The organism is Cupriavidus sp. FW305-3-2-15-C-LB2 (assembly GCF_058787575.1).
This window is the reverse complement of record NZ_JBYSZW010000019.1, coordinates 27,475-44,753: the sequence shown is the minus strand read 5'-3', so window position 1 is coordinate 44,753 and position 17,279 is coordinate 27,475. Positions and strand designations below refer to the sequence as shown.

The following is a 17,279-nucleotide window of genomic DNA, read 5'->3' as shown; positions in this document are numbered from 1 at the left end:
GACAAGCCACCCCGAATTGCGGCGTCGACCATTGCGGTCCGGTCTCAGCGTACGATGCCGCGCTGGGTGGCGGCAAGGAAGTCGACGAACGCGCGCAGCGGCGCCGCAGTGCCGGCATCGGATTGGCCCAGCAAGGCGGTGATCTCATTGCGCGCCTCATCGAAGCTGAGGTCGGACTTGTAAAGCAGCTTGTAGGCCTGGCGCAGCGCGGCGATCTGGCCCGCGTCGAAGCCGCGGCGGCGCAGCCCCTCGACGTTGACGCCGTGCGGCGTAGCCTTGTTGCCGCTCTTGTCGCTCGCGGCGATCACGAACGGCGGCACGTCCTGCACCAGCGCCGAGGCGCCGCCCAGCATCGCATGGGCGCCGATGCGCACGAACTGGTGCACGCCGCTCATGCCGCCCAGGATCGCCCAGTCGCCCACTTCAACGTGGCCGGCGATCTGCGCATTGCTGGAAAACACGGTGTGGTTGCCGACCGTGCAGTCATGCGCGATATGCACGTAGGCCATGATCCAGTTGTCGTTGCCGAGGCTGGTCAGGCCGCGGTCCTGCACCGTGCCGGTGTGGATCGTGGTGAATTCGCGGATGGTGTTGCGGTCGCCGATCTCGAGCCGGGTCGGCTCGTTGCGGTACTTCATGTCCTGCGGCACGCCGCCGACCGATGCATAAGGACCGATCGTGTTGCCCTCGCCGATCGTGGTGTAACCCTCGACCGTCGTATGCGAGCCGACCCGGGTGCCGCTACCGATCCGCACGTTGGGGCCGACGATGGAGAACGGGCCGACGGTCACGTCGGATGCCAGCTCTGCTTTCGGGTCGACCAGCGCGGTGGGGTGGATTTGCGTCATACGTCCTGTCCTGTGGTGTGTCTGGTGAAGGATGGGCCAATGCGCGCGGCAAAGGTTCCCGTCCGGGCCGCTTGCCCCCGCTGCACGGGGGCACGGCAGTCAGCCGGCGGCGCTGCCGCCGGCCGCGCGCGGCCTCACTCGGCCTGCTTCACGGTGCACATCAGCTCCGCCTCGCAGGCCACCTTGTCGTCCACCGTGGCGAACGCCTTGAACTTCCAGATGCCGCGGATATAGCGTTCGACTGTCACGTTCATGTGCAGCTGGTCGCCCGGGTACACCACCTGCTTGAAGCGGGCCCCGTCGATGCCGACAAAGTAGTACAGCGCGCCTTCCTTGCGCTCCATGTCGGCGCCGAAGGTCAGCAGGCCGGCCGACTGCGCCAGCGCTTCCAGGATCATCACGCCCGGCATCACCGGCTGTTCCGGGAAATGGCCCTGGAAGTACGGTTCGTTGATGGTGACATTCTTCAGCGTCTTGATCCGCTTCTGCGCCTCGAACTCCAGCACACGGTCCACCAGCAGGAACGGGTACCGGTGCGGCAGCAGTTTGAGGATCTTGCGGATATCGATTTCGGCCGCGCTCATGATGATTTCTCTTTAGTCTTGTGAGGGTTGGGACCCGGCGGCCTGGCCGCGCAGGCGGCGTTCCAGCGCCACCACCCGTTCGCGCAGCCTGGTCAGGCCGCGCACGATGGCTGCATTGCGCTCCCACTCGCCGTGCGGCAGGAACGGGAAGACGCTGGTGAAATGCCCCCCGGGCTTGGTAATGGATTTGGTAATTGAGGTGCCGCCCGACACCGTGGTGCGGTCGGCAATATTCAGGTGGCCGGAAAAATTGGCCGCTCCGCCGATCACGCAGAAGCGCCCGATGCGCGTGCTGCCTGATACCGCGGCGCAGCCTGCGATCACCGTATGGGCGCCGACACGCACGTTATGCGCGATCTGGACCTGGTTGTCGATCTTGCAGCCGTCCTCGATCACGGTGTCGGCCATGGCGCCGCGGTCGATTGCCGTATTGGCGCCGACCTCCACGTCATTGCCCAGCACCGCGCGTCCCGTTTGCGGGATCTTTACGTATTCCACGCCGGTTGCGCCGATGTCCGGCGCAAAGCCAAAGCCGTCCGCGCCGATCACCACGCCGCTGTGCAGGATGGCGCGGGCGCCGACCACGCAATCGTGGTAGACCGAAACGTTGGCATAGAGCAGCGAATCGTCGCCGATCTCTGCCTGCGCGCCGACATAGCCGTTGGCCAGGATGCGCACCCGCTCGCCCAGGCGCGCACCGCGCTCGATGACCACGTTGGGGCCGATGTAGCACGAAGCCGGCACCACCGCGTCAGGCGCCACGGTCGCGCGCGGATCGATGCCGGTGCGGGTATCGGTGTTGGCGGCGCGGTCAAAACGCTGCGCCACGCGCGCAAAGCATACGTAGGGATTGCGCGCCACCAGCCAGTTGCGGCCGTCGGCCCTGCCCTCGGCGCGAACGCGCTCGAGGTCGGCTGCCGAGACAATCACGGCGCCGGCCTGCGAATCCAGCGCCTGCTGCAGGTAGAGCGGATTGGACAGGAACGAGAGCTCGCCCGGTCCGGCCTGGTCCAGGGGAGCCAGGCCGACGATCGCCAGGTCGGGGTCACCCACAACCTGCGCGCCGTTCTCGGTGGCGAGCTGACCCAGTGTGGGTGTCTGCATGGCGGTACTTCCTAAAAAAACGAAAGACGAAGGAACGTGAGGACCGGTGCGGCTTAGCGGGCGCCGGCGTTCAGCGCCTTCATCACGTCGTCGGTGATGTCGATGCGCGGGTTCACGTATACCGCTTCCTGCACGATCAGGTCGTACTTGCGCTGCTCGGCCAGCTGGCGGATCACGCGGTTGGCGCGCTCCAGCACCTGTGCCAGTTCTTCATTGCGGCGCTGGTTCAGGTCCTCGCGGAACTCGCGCTGCTTGCGCTGGAACTCGCGGTCAAGGTCGGCCACTTCGCGCTGGCGGCGCTGGCGGTCGGAGTCGGCCAGCACGGCCGTGTCCTTGTCGAGCTTGTCGGCCATGCCCTTGATCTTCTGGGCCATGTCCTGCAGCTCGCGGTCGCGCTTGGAGAACTCCTGCTCCAGCTTGACCTGGGCAGCCTTGGCCGGCTGCGAGTCGCGCAGGATGCGTTCGGAGTTCACGGCGGCAATGCGCGCCTCCTGGGCCGTGGCCGGCACCGCGGCGCAGATGGCAGCGGTGGCGAGCGCGGCGGCGCCCAGGGATTTGACCAGTTTGGATGTTGTAATCATTTGAAACAGATCCTTTATCAGAATCAGAATGCCGTGCCGATCTGGAACTGGAAGCGCTGGACCTTGTCATTGGTGTCGCGATTGAGCGGGAAGCCCATGCTGATCTTCAGCGGGCCAATCGGCGACAACCACGACATGCCAAAGCCAGTCGAGTACTTCAGCTCGCTGAAGCTCAGCGGCTGACCTTCCTGGTAGACATTACCGAAGTCAAAGAACGTGAACAGGCGCAGCGTGCGGTCCACGCCCGAGCCCGGCAGCGGGAAGATGAACTCGACGTTGCCGATCATCTTCGAGGCACCGCCCACCGGGTTGCCATTCTGGTCCTTCGGGCCCAGCGTGCTGGTCTGGTAGCCACGCACCGAGCCGATACCACCGGCGTAGAAGTACTTGAACACCGGGAACGGCGTGTTGCCATAGCCGTGGCCGTACGCGACTTCGCCGTTCAGTGCCAGCGTGAAGGACTTCGAGATCGGATAGAAGTACTGCTGCTGCACGCTGGCGCGGTAGTACTGCGTATCGCCGCCCGGCAGCCCGACTTCCAGGTTGGCCTGGGTGTACGGGCCCTTGGTCGGCACCAGCGCGCTGTCGCGGCGGTCACGTGCCCAGCCGATGGTGAACGGGAAGTTGTTGATGCCGTCGCCGGAACTCTTGCCGATCTTGTTCAGCCAGTCGGTGTACTGGCTCGGCGTGTTGACCGAGGTATACACCTGGGTCCGTTCATAGCCGATGCCGAAGAACACCGTATCGACTTCCGAGAACGGCACGCCGAACTTGAAGCCACCACCGGCGGACACGATCTTGTAGTCCTGGTCGCCGGTGTAGTACAGCGGGCGCGAAGTACGGTAGTAAATGTCGGTCGAGCGGCTGATGCCGTCCACCGTGAAATACGGGTCGTACTGCGTCAGCGCGATGGTACGGAACGACTTGGCCGTATTCACGTCCAGGCCCAGGCTGGTGCCGGAGCCAAACACGTTGTCCTGGCGCAGGCCGGCCTGCAGCACCAGCTTGTCGGTGGACGAGAAGCCCACGCCCAGGCTGATCTGGCCGGTCGGCTTTTCAGTCACGTTGACGTTCACATCGACCTGGTCGGGCGCGCCCGGCACGTCCTCGGTGGTGATGTTGGTGTCGGTGAAGTAGCCGGTACGGTTGATACGGGCTTGCGACTGCGTGAGCTTCTCGCTGTCGAACCACGAGCTTTCCATCTGGCGCATCTCGCGGCGCACCACTTCGTCGCGGGTCTTGCTGTTGCCCACCACGTTGACGCGGCGCACGTAGACGCGGCGGCCCGGGTCGACCATCAGGGTCAGCGCGACTTCACGCTTTTCCTTGTCGATCTGCGGCTGCGGGTTGATGGTGGTGAACGCGTAGCCGTAGGTGCCCAGCAGGTCGGTGATGGCCTTGGTGCTCTGCGTCAGCTTCTCGGACGAGAAAATATCGCCCTTCTTCAGCTGCAGCAGTTTTTCCATTTCCTCCTGCTTGCCGAGCAGCTCGCCCGCCAGGCGCACGTCGGACACCTTGTACTGGTCGCCTTCCTTGATGTTCAGCGTCAGGAAGATGTCCTTCTTGTCCGGCGTGATCGACACCTGGGTCGACTCGATCGCGAACTCCAGGTAGCCGCGGTTCAGGTAGAACGAGCGCAGCGCTTCCAGGTCGGCGGTCAGCTTCTGCTTGGAATACAGGTCGTTCTTGGTGTACCAGGACAGCCAGTTCGGCGTGGACAGCTGCATCTCGTCGCGCAGCGTGCCTTCCTTGAAAGCCTTGTTGCCGACGATATTGATCTGGCGGATCTTGGCGACCGGGCCTTCATCCACGTTGAACACGACCGAGACGCGGTTGCGGTCCACCGGCGTGATCGTGGTCTGCACGTCGGCGGCATAGTAGCCGCGCGCGACGTACTGGCGCTTGAGCTCCTGCTCGGCCTTGTCGATCAGTGCCTTGTCGTAGTAACGGGCTTCGGCCACGCCAACGGCACGCAGCGAACGGCGCAGCGTGTCCTTGTCGAATTCCTTGATGCCGACGAATTCGAGCTGCGAGATCGCCGGCCGCTCTTCGACCTGGACCACCAGCACGCCTTCCTCGGCGCGGATCTGCACGTCCTTGAAGAAGCCGGTATTGTAGAGGGCACGGATGGCGTCGGCGCCCTTGTCATCGGTGAAGGTCTCACCGACGCGCACTGGCAGGTAGCCAAACACGGTACCCGGCTCGACGCGTTGCAGGCCCTCAACGCGGATGTCCCTGACGACGAACGGATCGGCAGCCCAGCCCGCCGGGCTCCAGGCTGCAATAACGGCACTCGCCAGCAAGCCCAGCGAAATGCGCTTATGTCTGATCAATGTTGATCCCCTCTTTGATTCCATCCAGGATTGCGCTCCGATGCCTTCGGACTGCGCCTGGCAAATGGCGTCCCTGGCGACGGTGCCCGACGACACCACCGCCCCCTTGCCGACACACGTTTCTAGCCGTTCGCCAGAAACATTCGGCTGACGTCATTGAACAAAGCGAGCGAAGTCAGGAGCAAGATGCAGGCGATGCCAACCTTCTGCAGCATTGCCTGCCAGTGGTCTGGGACGGGCCGGCCAGTCAAAAATTCCACGCAATAATACAGCAAATGCCCCCCATCCAGAACCGGAATGGGTAACAAATTGAGTACGCCAAGGCTTACGCTGACCAGTGCCAGGAAGCTGACAAAGGCCTGCAGGCCAAGGTTTGCGGCACGCCCCGCGTAGTCCGCCACGGTCAGCGGACCGCTCAGGTTCTGCAGCGAAGCCTGCCCCACCAGCATCTTGCCCAGCAGCTTGAGCGAGAGCGCGCTGGTGTCCCAGACCTGGCCGGCCGCGCGCGCCAGCGCCTGGTCCGGCCGGTAGCGCACGGTTTCCATCTGCACCGCCTGGCTGAGCGCCGCGCCGAGCTTGCCCGCCGGCGCCGCAGTGGCGCCACTCGCGTCCTTGGCGCCATCGCGCGCCACGGCGGTGTCTAGCGTCACCGGCACGTCCAGGCGCTTGCCGTCGCGCTCGATGCCCAGTGTCACGGTCTGGCCGGGCTGGCTGCGCACCGCCTTGATCAGCGCGCTGGCCTGCGTGAGCGGGCTGCCCTGCCAGGCAACGATGCGGTCGTCCTTTTTCAGTCCGGCGCGCTCGGCGGCCGAGTCCGGCAGCACCTCGGTAATCGTCACCGGCCCGCCCTTCAGGTTCAGGCCCAGCGTGGCCAGCGGATCCTGCTCGGGATTGCCGCCGGTATTGGGCAGGCGCGGCAGCGTTACGTCGCGCTCGGCCCCGTCGGCGCCGCGCACGCGCAGCACGGCGCGCGCATCGCCAAAGCCCTCGGCGAATACGGCCATGCGCAGGTCATTCCAGGATCGCACTACTTCGGTATGGTCATTGGCGGTCAGCGACAGCACCCGGTCGCCTTCGCGCACGCCGGCCTGCGCCGCCATGGTGCCGGCCGCGGGCGCCGCCACCACCGGCACGGGCTCGCGCATGCCGCCGGCAAAGAGCGCGAAATACAGCACGATTGCCAGTGCAAAATTGGCCAGCGGGCCGGCCGCCACGATCACGAAGCGCTTGCCGACCGGCTGGCGGTTGAAAGCCCGCGGCAGGTCGGCCGGGTCGATCGGCGTGTCGCGCTCGGGGTCGACCTCGCGCTCGTCCAGCATCTTGACATAACCGCCCAGCGGGATCGCCGCCACCGTCCATTCGGTCTGGTCGCGGCTTTTCGAGATCCAGCGCAGCAAGGGCCGCCCGAAGCCGATCGAGAAACGCAGCACCTTCACGCCGCAGGCGCGCGCGGCGAGGTAGTGCCCCATTTCGTGCACATAGATCAGCACGCACAGGGCAACGATGAAAGCGAGTACGGTTTGCATGGAGTCGGGACGTCGGTAACGATGGCAGGACTGGCGCGCCGGGCCCCGGGGGATCCGGGGCCGCCGCAGCCGCTATTGTCGCAGATGCGGCAAGCCGCCCCGCCGGATCAGCGCTTTGCAGCCAGGGCGGCCACGCCCTCGCGTGCCGCCTCGCGCGCCAGCGCGTCGGCTGACAGCACCGCTTCGAGCGTATCGGCAGGCCCCTGGGGTGTCGCCTCAAGCACCTGCCGGACGATACCGGCAATGTCCGTGAAGCGCACTTTACCGCCCAGGAATGCCTCGACCGCCACCTCGTTGGCTGCATTGAGGGCCGCCGGCGCCACACCGCCGGCGCGCAGTGCATCGAAGGCCAGGCCCAGGCACGGGAAGCGCACCAGGTCCGGCTTCTCGAAATGCAAGCCCCCAGCCACGGTCAGGTCCAGCGGCGTGACCCCCGCATCGATCCGCTCCGGATACGCCAGGCCATAGGCGATCGGCGTGCGCATGTCCGGGTTGCCCAGTTGCGCCAGCACCGAGCCGTCGGTGTAGGCCACCATCGAATGCACGATGCTCTGCGGATGGATCAGTACCTCGATGCGCTCGGCGGGGGCACCGAACAGCCAGTGCGCCTCGATGACTTCGAGGCCCTTGTTCATCATGGTGGCGGAATCGACCGAGATCTTGCGGCCCATGACCCAGTTGGGATGGGCGCAGGCCTGGTCGGGGGAGATATCGTGCAGCGTGGCCGGGTCGCGCGTGCGGAACGGCCCGCCCGACGCGGTCAGCAGCACCCTGGCAACGCCCCGGCCGTAGCGCGGATCGTCGGCCGGCAGGCACTGGAAGATGGCGTTGTGCTCGCTGTCGATCGGCAGCAAGGTGGCGCCGTGCTCGCGCACCGCATCCATGAAGATGCGCCCGGACATCACCAGCGCTTCCTTGTTGGCCAGCAGCACGCGCTTGCCGGCACGTGCTGCCGCCAGCGTCGGGCGCAGGCCGGCGGCGCCGACGATGGCGGCCATCACCGAATCGGTCTGCGCATCGGCGGCCACGGATTCCAGCGCGGCTTCGCCGTGGCTGACCTCGGTCTTCACGCCGGCATCGCGCAGCAGGGTTTCCAGTTCGAGCGCTGCCTCGGCGGTCCCCACCACGGCGCGGGCCGGGCGGAATTCAACGCACTGGTCAGCCAGCTTGCGCACCTGCCGGTGGGCGGTCAGCGCATGCACCACATAGCGGTCGGCATGGCGCCTGACGACGTCGAGCGTGCTTTCGCCAATGGAGCCGGTGGCGCCCAGGATGGTAATGCGATGCATAGCAGACGGCTTCAGAGAAAAATCAGCATCAGGGCCGCCAGCGGGAACACTGGCAGCAAGGCGTCGATGCGGTCCAGCACGCCGCCATGGCCGGGCAGCAGCCGGCTGCTGTCCTTCTTGCCGACCTGGCGCTTGAGCAGCGATTCGAACAGGTCGCCGACCACGCTCGCGGCGACCAGCAGCGTGGTCAGCACCGCCACGTAGGCCAGCCCGCCGCGGTCGCCCATCGCGGAGAACCAGGTCGGTGCAAAGGCATGGCTGGCGGCGAGCGCCAGGCCGATCACCAGCGCCAGCAGCCAGCCGCCGATGGCGCCTTCCCAGGACTTGCCCGGGCTGATGCCAGGCGCAAGCTTGCGCCGGCCGATGGCCTTGCCGGTGAAATACGCGCCGATATCGGCCGCCCACACCAGCACGGCCGCGGTCAGCAGCACGCCGATGCCGGCGCCGCGCAGGATCATGGTGGCATGGGCGAAGGCGGGCAGCATCACCAGCCCCAGCACCGCGCCCAGGGCGGTGAACGACGGCGTCGCGGACCGCACGCCGCGCGCCAGCAGCACCACTGCGATGCCCCAGCACACTACCGCGGCTTCGAGCAGCCAGGTGGTGGCGTGGCGCAGCGGCAGGTCATGCCAGGCAATGGCCGCGATCAGGCATGCCAGCGCATAGACATAGGGCCACGGCCCGCGCAGCCCGATCAGGCGGCCGAATTCCCAGCCGGCCAGCAGCACGATCACGGCCACCAGCCCGGCCAGAGCCGCGGGCGGTGCCAGGAACAGGATTGGCAGGATCAGCAGCAACAGGCACAGGGCGGTGATGACGCGGGTGAGGAGCATGCGCTGCAGTCCCGTGAGAGGTTGGAGTAGCCAGGCTCAGGCCGTACCCGATAGTCCCGGGGCAACCAGCTGTGCGCTGGTGCGGCCGAAACGGCGTTCGCGCTGGCGGTACGAGGCGAAGGCCTTGTCCAGTTCCGCTGCGTCGAAATCCGGCCAGAAAACGTCCGTGAAATACAACTCGGAATACGCCAGCTGCCACAGCAGGAAGTTGCTGATGCGCTGTTCGCCGCCGGTGCGGATGAACAGATCCGGCTCCGGCGCATAGGCCATCGCCAGGTGCGGCGCCAGCACCGATTCGTCGATCGAGGCCGGGTCGAGCATGGGCGAGCGCGCCAGCATCTTGCGCATGGCCTGCAGCAGGTCCCAGCGGCCGCCGTAGTTGGCGGCGATGGTCACGGTCAGGCCGGTGTTGCCGGCCGTGCGCGCCTCGGCATCGCGGATCAGCTGCTGGATGCGGGGGCTGAAGCGGGCCAGGTCGCCCACCACCCGCAGCCGGATGTTGTTGGCGTGCATCTTCACCACTTCGCGCCGCAGGGCCATCATGAACAGCCGCATCAGGAACGAGACCTCGTCCGCCGGGCGCCGCCAGTTCTCGGAACTGAAGGCGAACAGCGTCAGGAACTGCACGCCGCGGGCGGCGCTGGCTTCCACCACCGCGCGCACCGCGTCCAGCCCCCGGGTGTGCCCGGCAACGCGCGGCAGGTGCCGCTGGGTCGCCCAGCGGCCGTTGCCGTCCATGATGATGGCAACGTGACGGGGGACGTAGGAGGTATCGGGTACGTCGAGCGTTGAACTGATGTGCTGCATGATGGCAGACGGTCGTTGACTGCCCCGGCCATGCCGGGACGGGGTCAGACCGTCATGATCTCCTTCTCTTTCTCGGCGACCATCTTGTCGATCTCGGCCACGTACTTGTCGGTCAGCTTCTGCACTTCGTCCTGGCCGCGGCGCTCGTCGTCCTCGGAGATGGTCTTGTCCTTGACCAGCTTCTTGAACTGCTCGTTGGCATCGCGGCGCAGGTTGCGCACGGCAACCTTGGCGCCCTCGGCCTCGCCCTTGACGACCTTGGTCAGCTCCTTGCGGCGCTCTTCGGTCAGTGCGGGCATCGGCACGCGGATCACTTCACCCATGGTGGCCGGGTTCAGGCCCAGGTCGCAGTCGCGGATGGCCTTCTCGACCGCGCCCACCATCTTCTTTTCCCAGGGCTGCACCGTGATGGTACGCGCATCGGCCAGGCCGACTGCCGCGACCTGGCTGATGGGAACCATCGAGCCGTAGTAGTCCACCTGAACGTGGTCAAGCAGGCCGGTGTGGGCACGGCCAGTGCGGATCTTCGCCAGATCGGCCTTGAAGGCTTCGATCGACTTCTGCATTTTCTGCTCGACGCTCTTCTTTGTGTCGGCGACGCTCATTTTTACCTCCGGAAATCAGCCAACCATGATCCCCCTGGCGGGGATCGAAAATGAATCATTCTACCCTTTGCCCGGCCGGATGCCAGCAGCCCGGCGTCTGGCGCCCTGCCTCAGACGTGCACCAGCGTACCTTCGTCCTCGCCCAGGATGATGCGCTTGAGCGCGCCCGGCTTGACGATCGAGAACACCCTGATCGGCAGCTTCTGGTCGCGGCACAGGGCGAAGGCGGTGGCGTCCATCACTTGCAGATTGCGCGAGATGGCCTCGTCGAAGCTGATGGTGGTGTAGCGCGTCGCGCTCGGGTCCTTCTTGGGATCGGCGGTGTACACGCCGTCCACCTTGGTCGCCTTGAGCACGACCTCGGCACCGATTTCCGAGCCGCGCAGCGCGGCGGCGGTGTCGGTGGTGAAGAACGGGTTGCCGGTGCCGGCGGCGAAGATCACCACCTTGCCCTCTTCCAGCTGGCGGATCGCGCGCGGGCGGATATAGGGCTCGACCACCTGGTCCATGCGCAGCGCGGACTGCACGCGGCCCTCGATATTGGCGTGGCGCATCGCGTCCTGCAGCGCCAGTGCGTTCATCATGGTGGCCAGCATGCCCATGTAGTCCGCGGTGGCGCGGTCCATGCCGGCGGCGCCGCCCGCGACGCCGCGGAAGATGTTGCCGCCGCCGATGACCACCGCGACCTGCACACCGAGCTTCACGATCTCGGCAATGTCGTTCACCATCGCCTCGATGGTGGAGCGGTTGATGCCGAAGGCATCGTCGCCCATCAGGGCTTCACCGGACAGTTTCAGAAGGACGCGCTTGTAGGCTGGCATGTTCACCCTCGGACAGGAGCAAATCGCTCGGTTGAGACGATCTTGAGACGTATGTTTTGGCACAGGCGGCACGGATCCTCGTGGCGCCGGCGGAAGAAAGCCGGTTTTCGGGGTGCCCCGGACTGCCGGACCACCACGGAAACTGGCTGCTGCGGTGCAACGCGGCCTGCGCCGCGCCGCACTACTTATGCAGAGGGGCACCTTACGGCGCCCCTGCGGCATTATAGGCGCCCGGACCAGCCCGAACGGGCAGTCCGCGGCGCCCCGGACATCAGCCCTTCTGGGCAGCGGCCACCTGGGCGGCCACTTCAGCGGCAAAGTCGTCCTGCTTCTTCTCGATGCCTTCGCCCACCACGAACAGGGTGAAGCCCTTCACGGTCGTGTTGGCGGCCTTCAGCATCTGCTCAACCGTCTGCTTGTCGTTCTTCACGAACGGCTGGTTGAACAGCGAGACTTCCTTCAGGTACTTCTGCACCGAACCCTCGACCATCTTGGCGACGATCTCGGCCGGCTTGCCCGACTCGGCAGCCTTCTGCTCGGCAATGCTGCGCTCCTTGGCGATCAGGTCGGCGGGGACCTGCTCGGCCGACAGCGACACCGGCTTCATGGCGGCCACGTGCATGGCCACGTCCTTGGCGGCGGCTTCGTCGCCATCGAACTCGACCATCACGCCGATGCGGGTGCCGTGCAGGTACGAAACCAGCTTGCCGCCGTTGGCGTAGCGGGCAAAGCGGCGGATCGTCAGGTTCTCGCCGATCTTGCCGATCAGGGCCGTGCGGGTGGCTTCAACGCTCACGCCGTCGATTTCCAGCGCCGACAGGGCGGCCACGTCGGCCGGGTTCTGCTTGGCGATCAGTTCGGCGACCTTGGCCGAGAACGCGAGGAAGTCGTCATTCTTGGAGACGAAATCGGTCTCGCAGTTCAGTTCGACCAGCACGCCGGTGGTGCCGTCGATGAACGATGCGACCACGCCTTCGGCAGTCACGCGCGAGGCGGCCTTGCTGGCCTTGTTGCCCAGCTTGACGCGCAGCAGCTCTTCGGCCTTGTCCAGGTCGCCGTCGGCCTCGGTCAGGGCCTTCTTGCACTCCATCATCGGCGCGTCGGTCTTCGCGCGCAGTTCTGCAACCATGCTTGCGGTAATTGCCGCCATTTGTCACTCCTTGAATGGTTCACGCCGGCTGCCGGCAGTCGCCTGCGGCACCCGGTCGGTGGGTCTACAGCACACCCGCGGCAGATACTGCCTGCGGCGGATGACAACAATTCAAATTCAAAAAAAGGGGGCGCCAGATGTGCCCCCTTTTAATTGCCCTTCTTGCCCGGCTGCCGGCGTACCCCGGCTTTCGCCTTGCGCGCAGCCCGTGATGACTGGCGGCAAGCGTTGCTTGTCTGTCGTGCGGTGACGATGCGCGCTAGCGGGTTCCTTTCCGGCAATCAGGCGGCGGGCAATCAGCCTTCCTGCACTTCGACGAATTCGTCGTCGCCGCCGCGAGCGGCTTCAACCACTTCCTGCACCGCGTTGGCACGGCCTTCCAGGATCGCGTCGGCCACGCCGCGCACGTACAGGGCCACGGCCTTGCTCGAGTCGTCGTTGCCCGGGATCACGTAGTCGATGCCTTCCGGCGAGTGGTTGGTATCAACCACGCCGATCACCGGCACGCCCAGCTTGTTGGCTTCGGTCACGGCAATCTTGTGGTAGCCGACGTCGACCACGAAGATCGCGTCCGGAACGCCGCCCATGTCCTTGATGCCGCCGATCGACTTTTCCAGCTTGAGCATCTCGCGCTCGAACATCAGCGCTTCCTTCTTGCTCATGGTTTCCAGCGCGCCGGCTTCCTTGGCGGCTTCCATGTCCTTCAGGCGCTTGATCGAGGTCTTGACCGTCTTGAAGTTGGTCAGCATGCCGCCGAGCCAGCGGGCGTCGACGTAGGGCATGCCGGCACGGCCAGCTTCTTCAGCCAGGATTTCGCGCGACTGGCGCTTGGTGCCCACGAAAAGGATGGTGCCGCGATTGGCTGCCAGCTGACGCACGTACTTCATTGCGTCCTGGAACATCGGCAACGTCTTTTCGAGGTTGATGATGTGGATCTTGTTGCGATGACCGAAGATGAAGGGGGCCATCTTCGGGTTCCAGAAGCGGGTCTGGTGGCCGAAGTGGCAACCGGCTTCCAGCATTTCGCGCATGGTAACGGACATGTAAAACTCCAGAGGGTTAGGTCTGAAGCCCGCCCCGACATTCCTGAAAAGGAACACCCCGGATAGGCGGGCCAGCGATTTCAAACGACAGCAGGAACAATCCTGCAAAATACCGGCCTGGCACACGCAATGCTGCGCCGCAACCAAGTCAGCCCGCTATTGTAGCAACAAAAGTGCGGCCCACTCAAGCCGCCCGGCTTCCTGGCGCCCTGCGGACTCCGCCCAGCACCGGCGCGCACAGGCTGCGATCTGGCCCCGATGGTGCGATAATCCTACATTGACCTTTCGATTTCGGCGCGGCCAGTGGCCTCGCCATCACTTTTTTGGCGACGCAGCATGAGCATTCACCTGAACACCGCCGAAGACATCGCCCAGATGCGCGTGGCTTGCCGCCTTGGGTCCGAGGTCCTCGACTACATCACGCCCTTCGTTCAGCCAGGCATCACCACCGGCGAGATCGACCGCCTGTGCCACGCCTACATGCGTGAAGTGCAAGGCACTGTGTCGGCGTGCCTGAACTATGCCCCCCCCGGCTATCCGCCCTTCCCCGGCGCGATCTGCACCTCGGTCAACGACGTGATCTGCCATGGCATTCCGGGCGACCGCGTGCTGAAGAACGGTGACGCGATCAACCTGGACATCACGGTCATCACCAAGGAAGGGTACTACGGCGACAACAGCCGCATGTTCATCGTCGGCGAGGGCTCGATCCTGGCCAAGCGCCTGTCGCAGGTGACCTATGAATGCATGTGGAAGGGTATCGCGCAGGTTCGCCACGGCGCCCGTCTGGGCGACATCGGCCACGCCATCCAGATACACGCCGAAGCCGCCGGCTACAGCGTGGTGCGCGAGTACTGCGGCCACGGCATCGGCAAGAACTTCCACGAAGACCCGCAGATCCTGCACTACGGCCGCCCGGGCACCGGCGCCGAGATCAAGGCCGGCATGATCTTCACCATTGAGCCGATGATCAACGCCGGCAAGCGCGATATCCGCACCATGCCCGACCAGTGGACGGTCAAGACCCGCGACCGCAGCCTGTCGGCGCAGTGGGAGCACACCGTGCTGGTCACGGAGACCGGCTACGAGGTCCTCACGGTATCGGCCGGGAGCCCGGCGCCGCCGGCCTTTATCACCGATTCCGTCGCGGCCTGAGGTCGCACTGAAGCCAGGGGCGCCTGACCGGGCGCCTTTCTTTTTCCAGCCGTGCCCACCAATCCGCTCGCCGAGCCCGCCACCACCATGGACACCACGCCGGAACTGCTGCTTGCCGCGCGCGTGCGCGACCAGCTCAAAGCCGACAAGCAGGCACTGTTTGCCGACTTCAACATCAGCGCCAATGTCGGCACGCTGATCACGCGGCTGCGCCGCGCCGTCGACGCCGGGCTGGTGGAAGCCTGGCGCGGCCTGGGGATGCCCGCGGGCGCGGCGCTGGTGGCGGTGGGCGGCTATGGCCGCGGCGAGCTGCTGCCTTACTCCGACGTCGACGTGCTGCTGTTGCTGCCCGCCGAGCCAGACCAGGACACCACCGGGCGCCTGGAGCGCTTTATCGGCCTGTGCTGGGACCTCGGGCTGGAGATCGGCTCTTCGGTGCGCACCGTGGACGATTGCATCCGCGAGTCGCGCCAGGACGTCACCATCCAGACCTCGCTGCTGGAAGCGCGGCTGCTGACCGGCAGCCGCAAGCTGTTCGAGTCGATGCGTACGCGCTACCTCGCCGACCTGGACCCGGCCGCGTTCTTCCAGGCCAAGCTGCTGGAAATGCGCCAGCGCCACGCCAAGTACCAGGACACGCCCTACTCGCTCGAGCCCAACTGCAAGGAAAGCCCCGGCGGCCTGCGCGATCTGCAGGTGATCCTGTGGATGACCAAGGCGGCGGGCCTGGGCGACAGCTGGAAAGAACTTTTCGAGCGCGGCCTGCTGACGCAGCGCGAAGCGCAGGAGCTCGCGCGCAACGAGCGCCTGCTCAAGACCATCCGCGCGCGCCTGCACCTGGTGGCCGGCCGGCGCCAGGACGTGCTGGTATTCGACCTGCAGACCGCGCTGGCGGAGTCCTTCGGCTATCGCCAGACCACCAGCAAGCGCGCCAGCGAACAACTGATGCGCCGCTACTACTGGGCGGCCAAGGCAGTCACGCAGCTCAACAGCGTGCTGCTGCTGAACATCGAGGCGATGCTGTTCCCGAGCGAGTCTCAGGTGACGCGCGTGCTCAACGAGCGCTTTGTCGAGCGCCAGGGCATGCTGGAAATCACCAGCGACGACATCTATGAACGCGACCCGCACGCGATCCTGGAAACCTTCCTGCTGTACCAGCGCACGCCCGGCGTGAAAGGCCTGTCGCCGCGCACGCTGCGCGGGCTGTACAACGCGCGCACCGTGATGAATGCGGGCTGGCGCAACGATCCGGAAAACCGCCGCCTGTTCCTGGCCATCATGCAGGAGCCGCAGGGCATCACCCACGCGCTGCGCCTGATGAACCAGACCAGCGTGCTGGGCCGCTACCTGATCAACTTCCGGCGCATCGTCGGCCAGATGCAGCACGACCTGTTCCACGTCTACACCGTGGACCAGCACATCCTGATGGTGGTGCGCAACATGCGCCGCTTCGCCATCGTCGAGCACACCCACGAGTTCCCGTTCTGCAGCCAGCTGATGGCCAGCTTCGACAAGCCGTGGGTGCTGTGGGTGGCAGCGCTGTTCCACGACATCGCCAAGGGCCGCGGCGGCGACCACTCGAAGCTTGGCACCGTGGATGCGCGCCGCTTCTGCAAGCAGCACGGCATTGCGCGCGAAGACGCCGACCTGGTCTGCTGGCTGGTCGAGCACCACCTGACCATGAGCCACGTGGCGCAGAAGCAGGACCTGACCGATCCCGATGTGATCCACGCCTTTGCCCGCGTGGTCGGCAGCGAACGCTACCTGACCGCGCTCTACCTGCTGACCGTGGCCGACATCCGCGGCACCAGTCCCAAGGTATGGAACGCGTGGAAGGGCAAGCTGCTGGAAGACCTGTACCACATCACGCTGCGCGTGCTCGGCGGCGCGCGCGTGGATTCGCATTCGCTGTGGTCGCAGCGCAAGGAAGACACCATCTCCGAGCTGCGCCTGAAGGCCTTCGACCCGGCGCTGGGCAAGTCCCTGTGGGCGCAGCTCGACGTGGCTTTCTTCCTGCGCCACGATTCGCACGATATCGCCTGGCTCACGCGCCACCTGTACAACAAGGTGGACAGCCCCACGCCGGTGGTCAAGGCACGCGTCTCCCCCGCCGGCGAAGGCCTGCAGGTGGCGGTCTACGTCAAGGACCAGCCCGACCTGTTCGCGCGCATCTGCGGCTACTTCGAGCGCAAGGCATTCTCGATCCAGGACGCCAAGATCCACACCACGCGCCACGGCTACGCGCTGGACACGTTCCAGGTCACCGACCCCGGCATGGCCGGCGACGGCGGCAGCTACCGCGACATCATCGCGCTGGTCGAGCACGAACTGTGCGAGCGGCTGCGCCTGCAAGGCGCACTGCCCGAACCCACGCAGGGGCGGCTGTCGCGCCAGTCGCGCAGCTTCCCGATCAAGCCGCGCGTGGACCTGCGCCCCGACGAGCGCGGCCAGTATTACCTGCTGTCGCTGTCCGCCAACGACCGCACCGGCCTGCTGTACGCCATCGCCCGCGTACTGGCACGGCATCGCGTATCCGTCCACACGGCACGCATCAACACCCTGGGCGAACGCGTCGAAGACGTGTTCCTGGTCGAGGGGGG

15 protein-coding genes are annotated in these 17,279 nt (G+C 65.8%); 2 read left to right on the top strand and 13 right to left on the bottom strand.

What is annotated here, in order from left to right:
* Window positions 1-44: 44 nt before the first annotated feature.
* The 13 genes from lpxA to rpsB all read right to left on the bottom strand — a co-directional run bounded on the left by lpxA (window position 45) and on the right by rpsB (window position 13,524).
* A complete protein-coding gene (lpxA, locus tag AC3WRR_RS15875) occupies window positions 45-848 on the bottom strand; it encodes an acyl-ACP--UDP-N-acetylglucosamine O-acyltransferase (protein WP_010809589.1) in 804 nt (267 codons plus the stop codon).
* A gap of 134 nt (window positions 849-982) precedes the next feature.
* Window positions 983-1,432, bottom strand: a complete 450-nt coding sequence (gene fabZ / locus AC3WRR_RS15870) for a 3-hydroxyacyl-ACP dehydratase FabZ (protein WP_010809590.1) — start codon at window positions 1,430-1,432, stop codon at window positions 983-985.
* A 12-nt stretch (window positions 1,433-1,444) separates the two neighbouring features.
* Window positions 1,445-2,536, bottom strand: a complete 1,092-nt coding sequence (gene lpxD, locus AC3WRR_RS15865; RefSeq protein WP_010809591.1) for a UDP-3-O-(3-hydroxymyristoyl)glucosamine N-acyltransferase — start codon at window positions 2,534-2,536, stop codon at window positions 1,445-1,447.
* 53 nt (window positions 2,537-2,589) lie between these two features.
* Window positions 2,590-3,117, bottom strand: a complete 528-nt coding sequence (locus AC3WRR_RS15860) for an OmpH/Skp family outer membrane protein (protein WP_011615469.1) — start codon at window positions 3,115-3,117, stop codon at window positions 2,590-2,592.
* Window positions 3,118-3,140: 23 nt separating this feature from the next.
* Window positions 3,141-5,474 (bottom strand): outer membrane protein assembly factor BamA, encoded by a 2,334-nt coding sequence (bamA, locus tag AC3WRR_RS15855; protein ID WP_231881344.1) that lies wholly within the window; start codon window positions 5,472-5,474, stop codon window positions 3,141-3,143.
* 98 nt (window positions 5,475-5,572) lie between these two features.
* Window positions 5,573-6,976, bottom strand: coding sequence for an RIP metalloprotease RseP (rseP, locus tag AC3WRR_RS15850; protein ID WP_492297409.1), 1,404 nt, complete (start codon window positions 6,974-6,976; stop codon window positions 5,573-5,575).
* Between the two features lie 107 nt (window positions 6,977-7,083).
* The gene (gene ispC, locus AC3WRR_RS15845) at window positions 7,084-8,265 is read right to left on the bottom strand and encodes a 1-deoxy-D-xylulose-5-phosphate reductoisomerase (RefSeq protein WP_439667965.1); all 1,182 of its coding nucleotides are present in this window, start codon (window positions 8,263-8,265) and stop codon (window positions 7,084-7,086) included.
* Between the two features lie 11 nt (window positions 8,266-8,276).
* The gene (locus tag AC3WRR_RS15840) at window positions 8,277-9,098 is read right to left on the bottom strand and encodes a phosphatidate cytidylyltransferase (RefSeq protein ID WP_010809596.1); all 822 of its coding nucleotides are present in this window, start codon (window positions 9,096-9,098) and stop codon (window positions 8,277-8,279) included.
* 36 nt (window positions 9,099-9,134) lie between these two features.
* The gene (gene uppS, locus AC3WRR_RS15835; RefSeq protein ID WP_011615471.1) at window positions 9,135-9,905 is read right to left on the bottom strand and encodes a polyprenyl diphosphate synthase; all 771 of its coding nucleotides are present in this window, start codon (window positions 9,903-9,905) and stop codon (window positions 9,135-9,137) included.
* A gap of 44 nt (window positions 9,906-9,949) precedes the next feature.
* Entirely contained in the window at window positions 9,950-10,510 is a 561-nt protein-coding gene (frr, locus tag AC3WRR_RS15830; protein ID WP_010809598.1) for a ribosome recycling factor, read from the bottom strand.
* Between the two features lie 110 nt (window positions 10,511-10,620).
* Window positions 10,621-11,331: a UMP kinase gene (pyrH, locus tag AC3WRR_RS15825; RefSeq protein ID WP_010809599.1), complete on the bottom strand. Its 711-nt coding sequence runs from the start codon at window positions 11,329-11,331 to the stop codon at window positions 10,621-10,623.
* 271 nt (window positions 11,332-11,602) lie between these two features.
* The gene (gene tsf / locus AC3WRR_RS15820) at window positions 11,603-12,481 is read right to left on the bottom strand and encodes a translation elongation factor Ts (RefSeq protein ID WP_010809600.1); all 879 of its coding nucleotides are present in this window, start codon (window positions 12,479-12,481) and stop codon (window positions 11,603-11,605) included.
* A 296-nt stretch (window positions 12,482-12,777) separates the two neighbouring features.
* Window positions 12,778-13,524, bottom strand: a complete 747-nt coding sequence (rpsB, locus tag AC3WRR_RS15815) for a 30S ribosomal protein S2 (RefSeq protein WP_010809601.1) — start codon at window positions 13,522-13,524, stop codon at window positions 12,778-12,780.
* 336 nt (window positions 13,525-13,860) lie between these two features.
* Between rpsB and map the strand changes: the two genes are divergently transcribed.
* Both map and AC3WRR_RS15805 read left to right on the top strand, forming a co-directional pair.
* The gene (gene map / locus AC3WRR_RS15810; protein ID WP_010809602.1) at window positions 13,861-14,679 is read left to right on the top strand and encodes a type I methionyl aminopeptidase; all 819 of its coding nucleotides are present in this window, start codon (window positions 13,861-13,863) and stop codon (window positions 14,677-14,679) included.
* An 87-nt stretch (window positions 14,680-14,766) separates the two neighbouring features.
* Window positions 14,767-17,279 (top strand): [protein-PII] uridylyltransferase (locus AC3WRR_RS15805; RefSeq protein WP_492297445.1); only part of this gene is annotated, 2,513 nt, incomplete at its 3' end.

What these genes read in the sequence shown, in the direction of transcription:
- lpxA (WP_010809589.1), bottom strand. Translation starts at nt 848, where the DNA reads ATGACGCAAATCCACCCCACCGCGCTGGTCGACCCGAAAGCAGAGCTG.
- fabZ (WP_010809590.1), bottom strand. Translation starts at nt 1,432, where the DNA reads ATGAGCGCGGCCGAAATCGATATCCGCAAGATCCTCAAACTGCTGCCG.
- lpxD (WP_010809591.1), bottom strand. Translation starts at nt 2,536, where the DNA reads ATGCAGACACCCACACTGGGTCAGCTCGCCACCGAGAACGGCGCGCAG.
- AC3WRR_RS15860 (WP_011615469.1), bottom strand. Translation starts at nt 3,117, where the DNA reads ATGATTACAACATCCAAACTGGTCAAATCCCTGGGCGCCGCCGCGCTC.
- bamA (WP_231881344.1), bottom strand. Translation starts at nt 5,474, where the DNA reads ATGGAATCAAAGAGGGGATCAACATTGATCAGACATAAGCGCATTTCG.
- rseP (WP_492297409.1), bottom strand. Translation starts at nt 6,976, where the DNA reads ATGCAAACCGTACTCGCTTTCATCGTTGCCCTGTGCGTGCTGATCTAT.
- ispC (WP_439667965.1), bottom strand. Translation starts at nt 8,265, where the DNA reads ATGCATCGCATTACCATCCTGGGCGCCACCGGCTCCATTGGCGAAAGC.
- AC3WRR_RS15840 (WP_010809596.1), bottom strand. Translation starts at nt 9,098, where the DNA reads ATGCTCCTCACCCGCGTCATCACCGCCCTGTGCCTGTTGCTGCTGATC.
- uppS (WP_011615471.1), bottom strand. Translation starts at nt 9,905, where the DNA reads ATGCAGCACATCAGTTCAACGCTCGACGTACCCGATACCTCCTACGTC.
- frr (WP_010809598.1), bottom strand. Translation starts at nt 10,510, where the DNA reads ATGAGCGTCGCCGACACAAAGAAGAGCGTCGAGCAGAAAATGCAGAAG.
- pyrH (WP_010809599.1), bottom strand. Translation starts at nt 11,331, where the DNA reads ATGCCAGCCTACAAGCGCGTCCTTCTGAAACTGTCCGGTGAAGCCCTG.
- tsf (WP_010809600.1), bottom strand. Translation starts at nt 12,481, where the DNA reads ATGGCGGCAATTACCGCAAGCATGGTTGCAGAACTGCGCGCGAAGACC.
- rpsB (WP_010809601.1), bottom strand. Translation starts at nt 13,524, where the DNA reads ATGTCCGTTACCATGCGCGAAATGCTGGAAGCCGGTTGCCACTTCGGC.
- map (WP_010809602.1), top strand. Translation starts at nt 13,861, where the DNA reads ATGAGCATTCACCTGAACACCGCCGAAGACATCGCCCAGATGCGCGTG.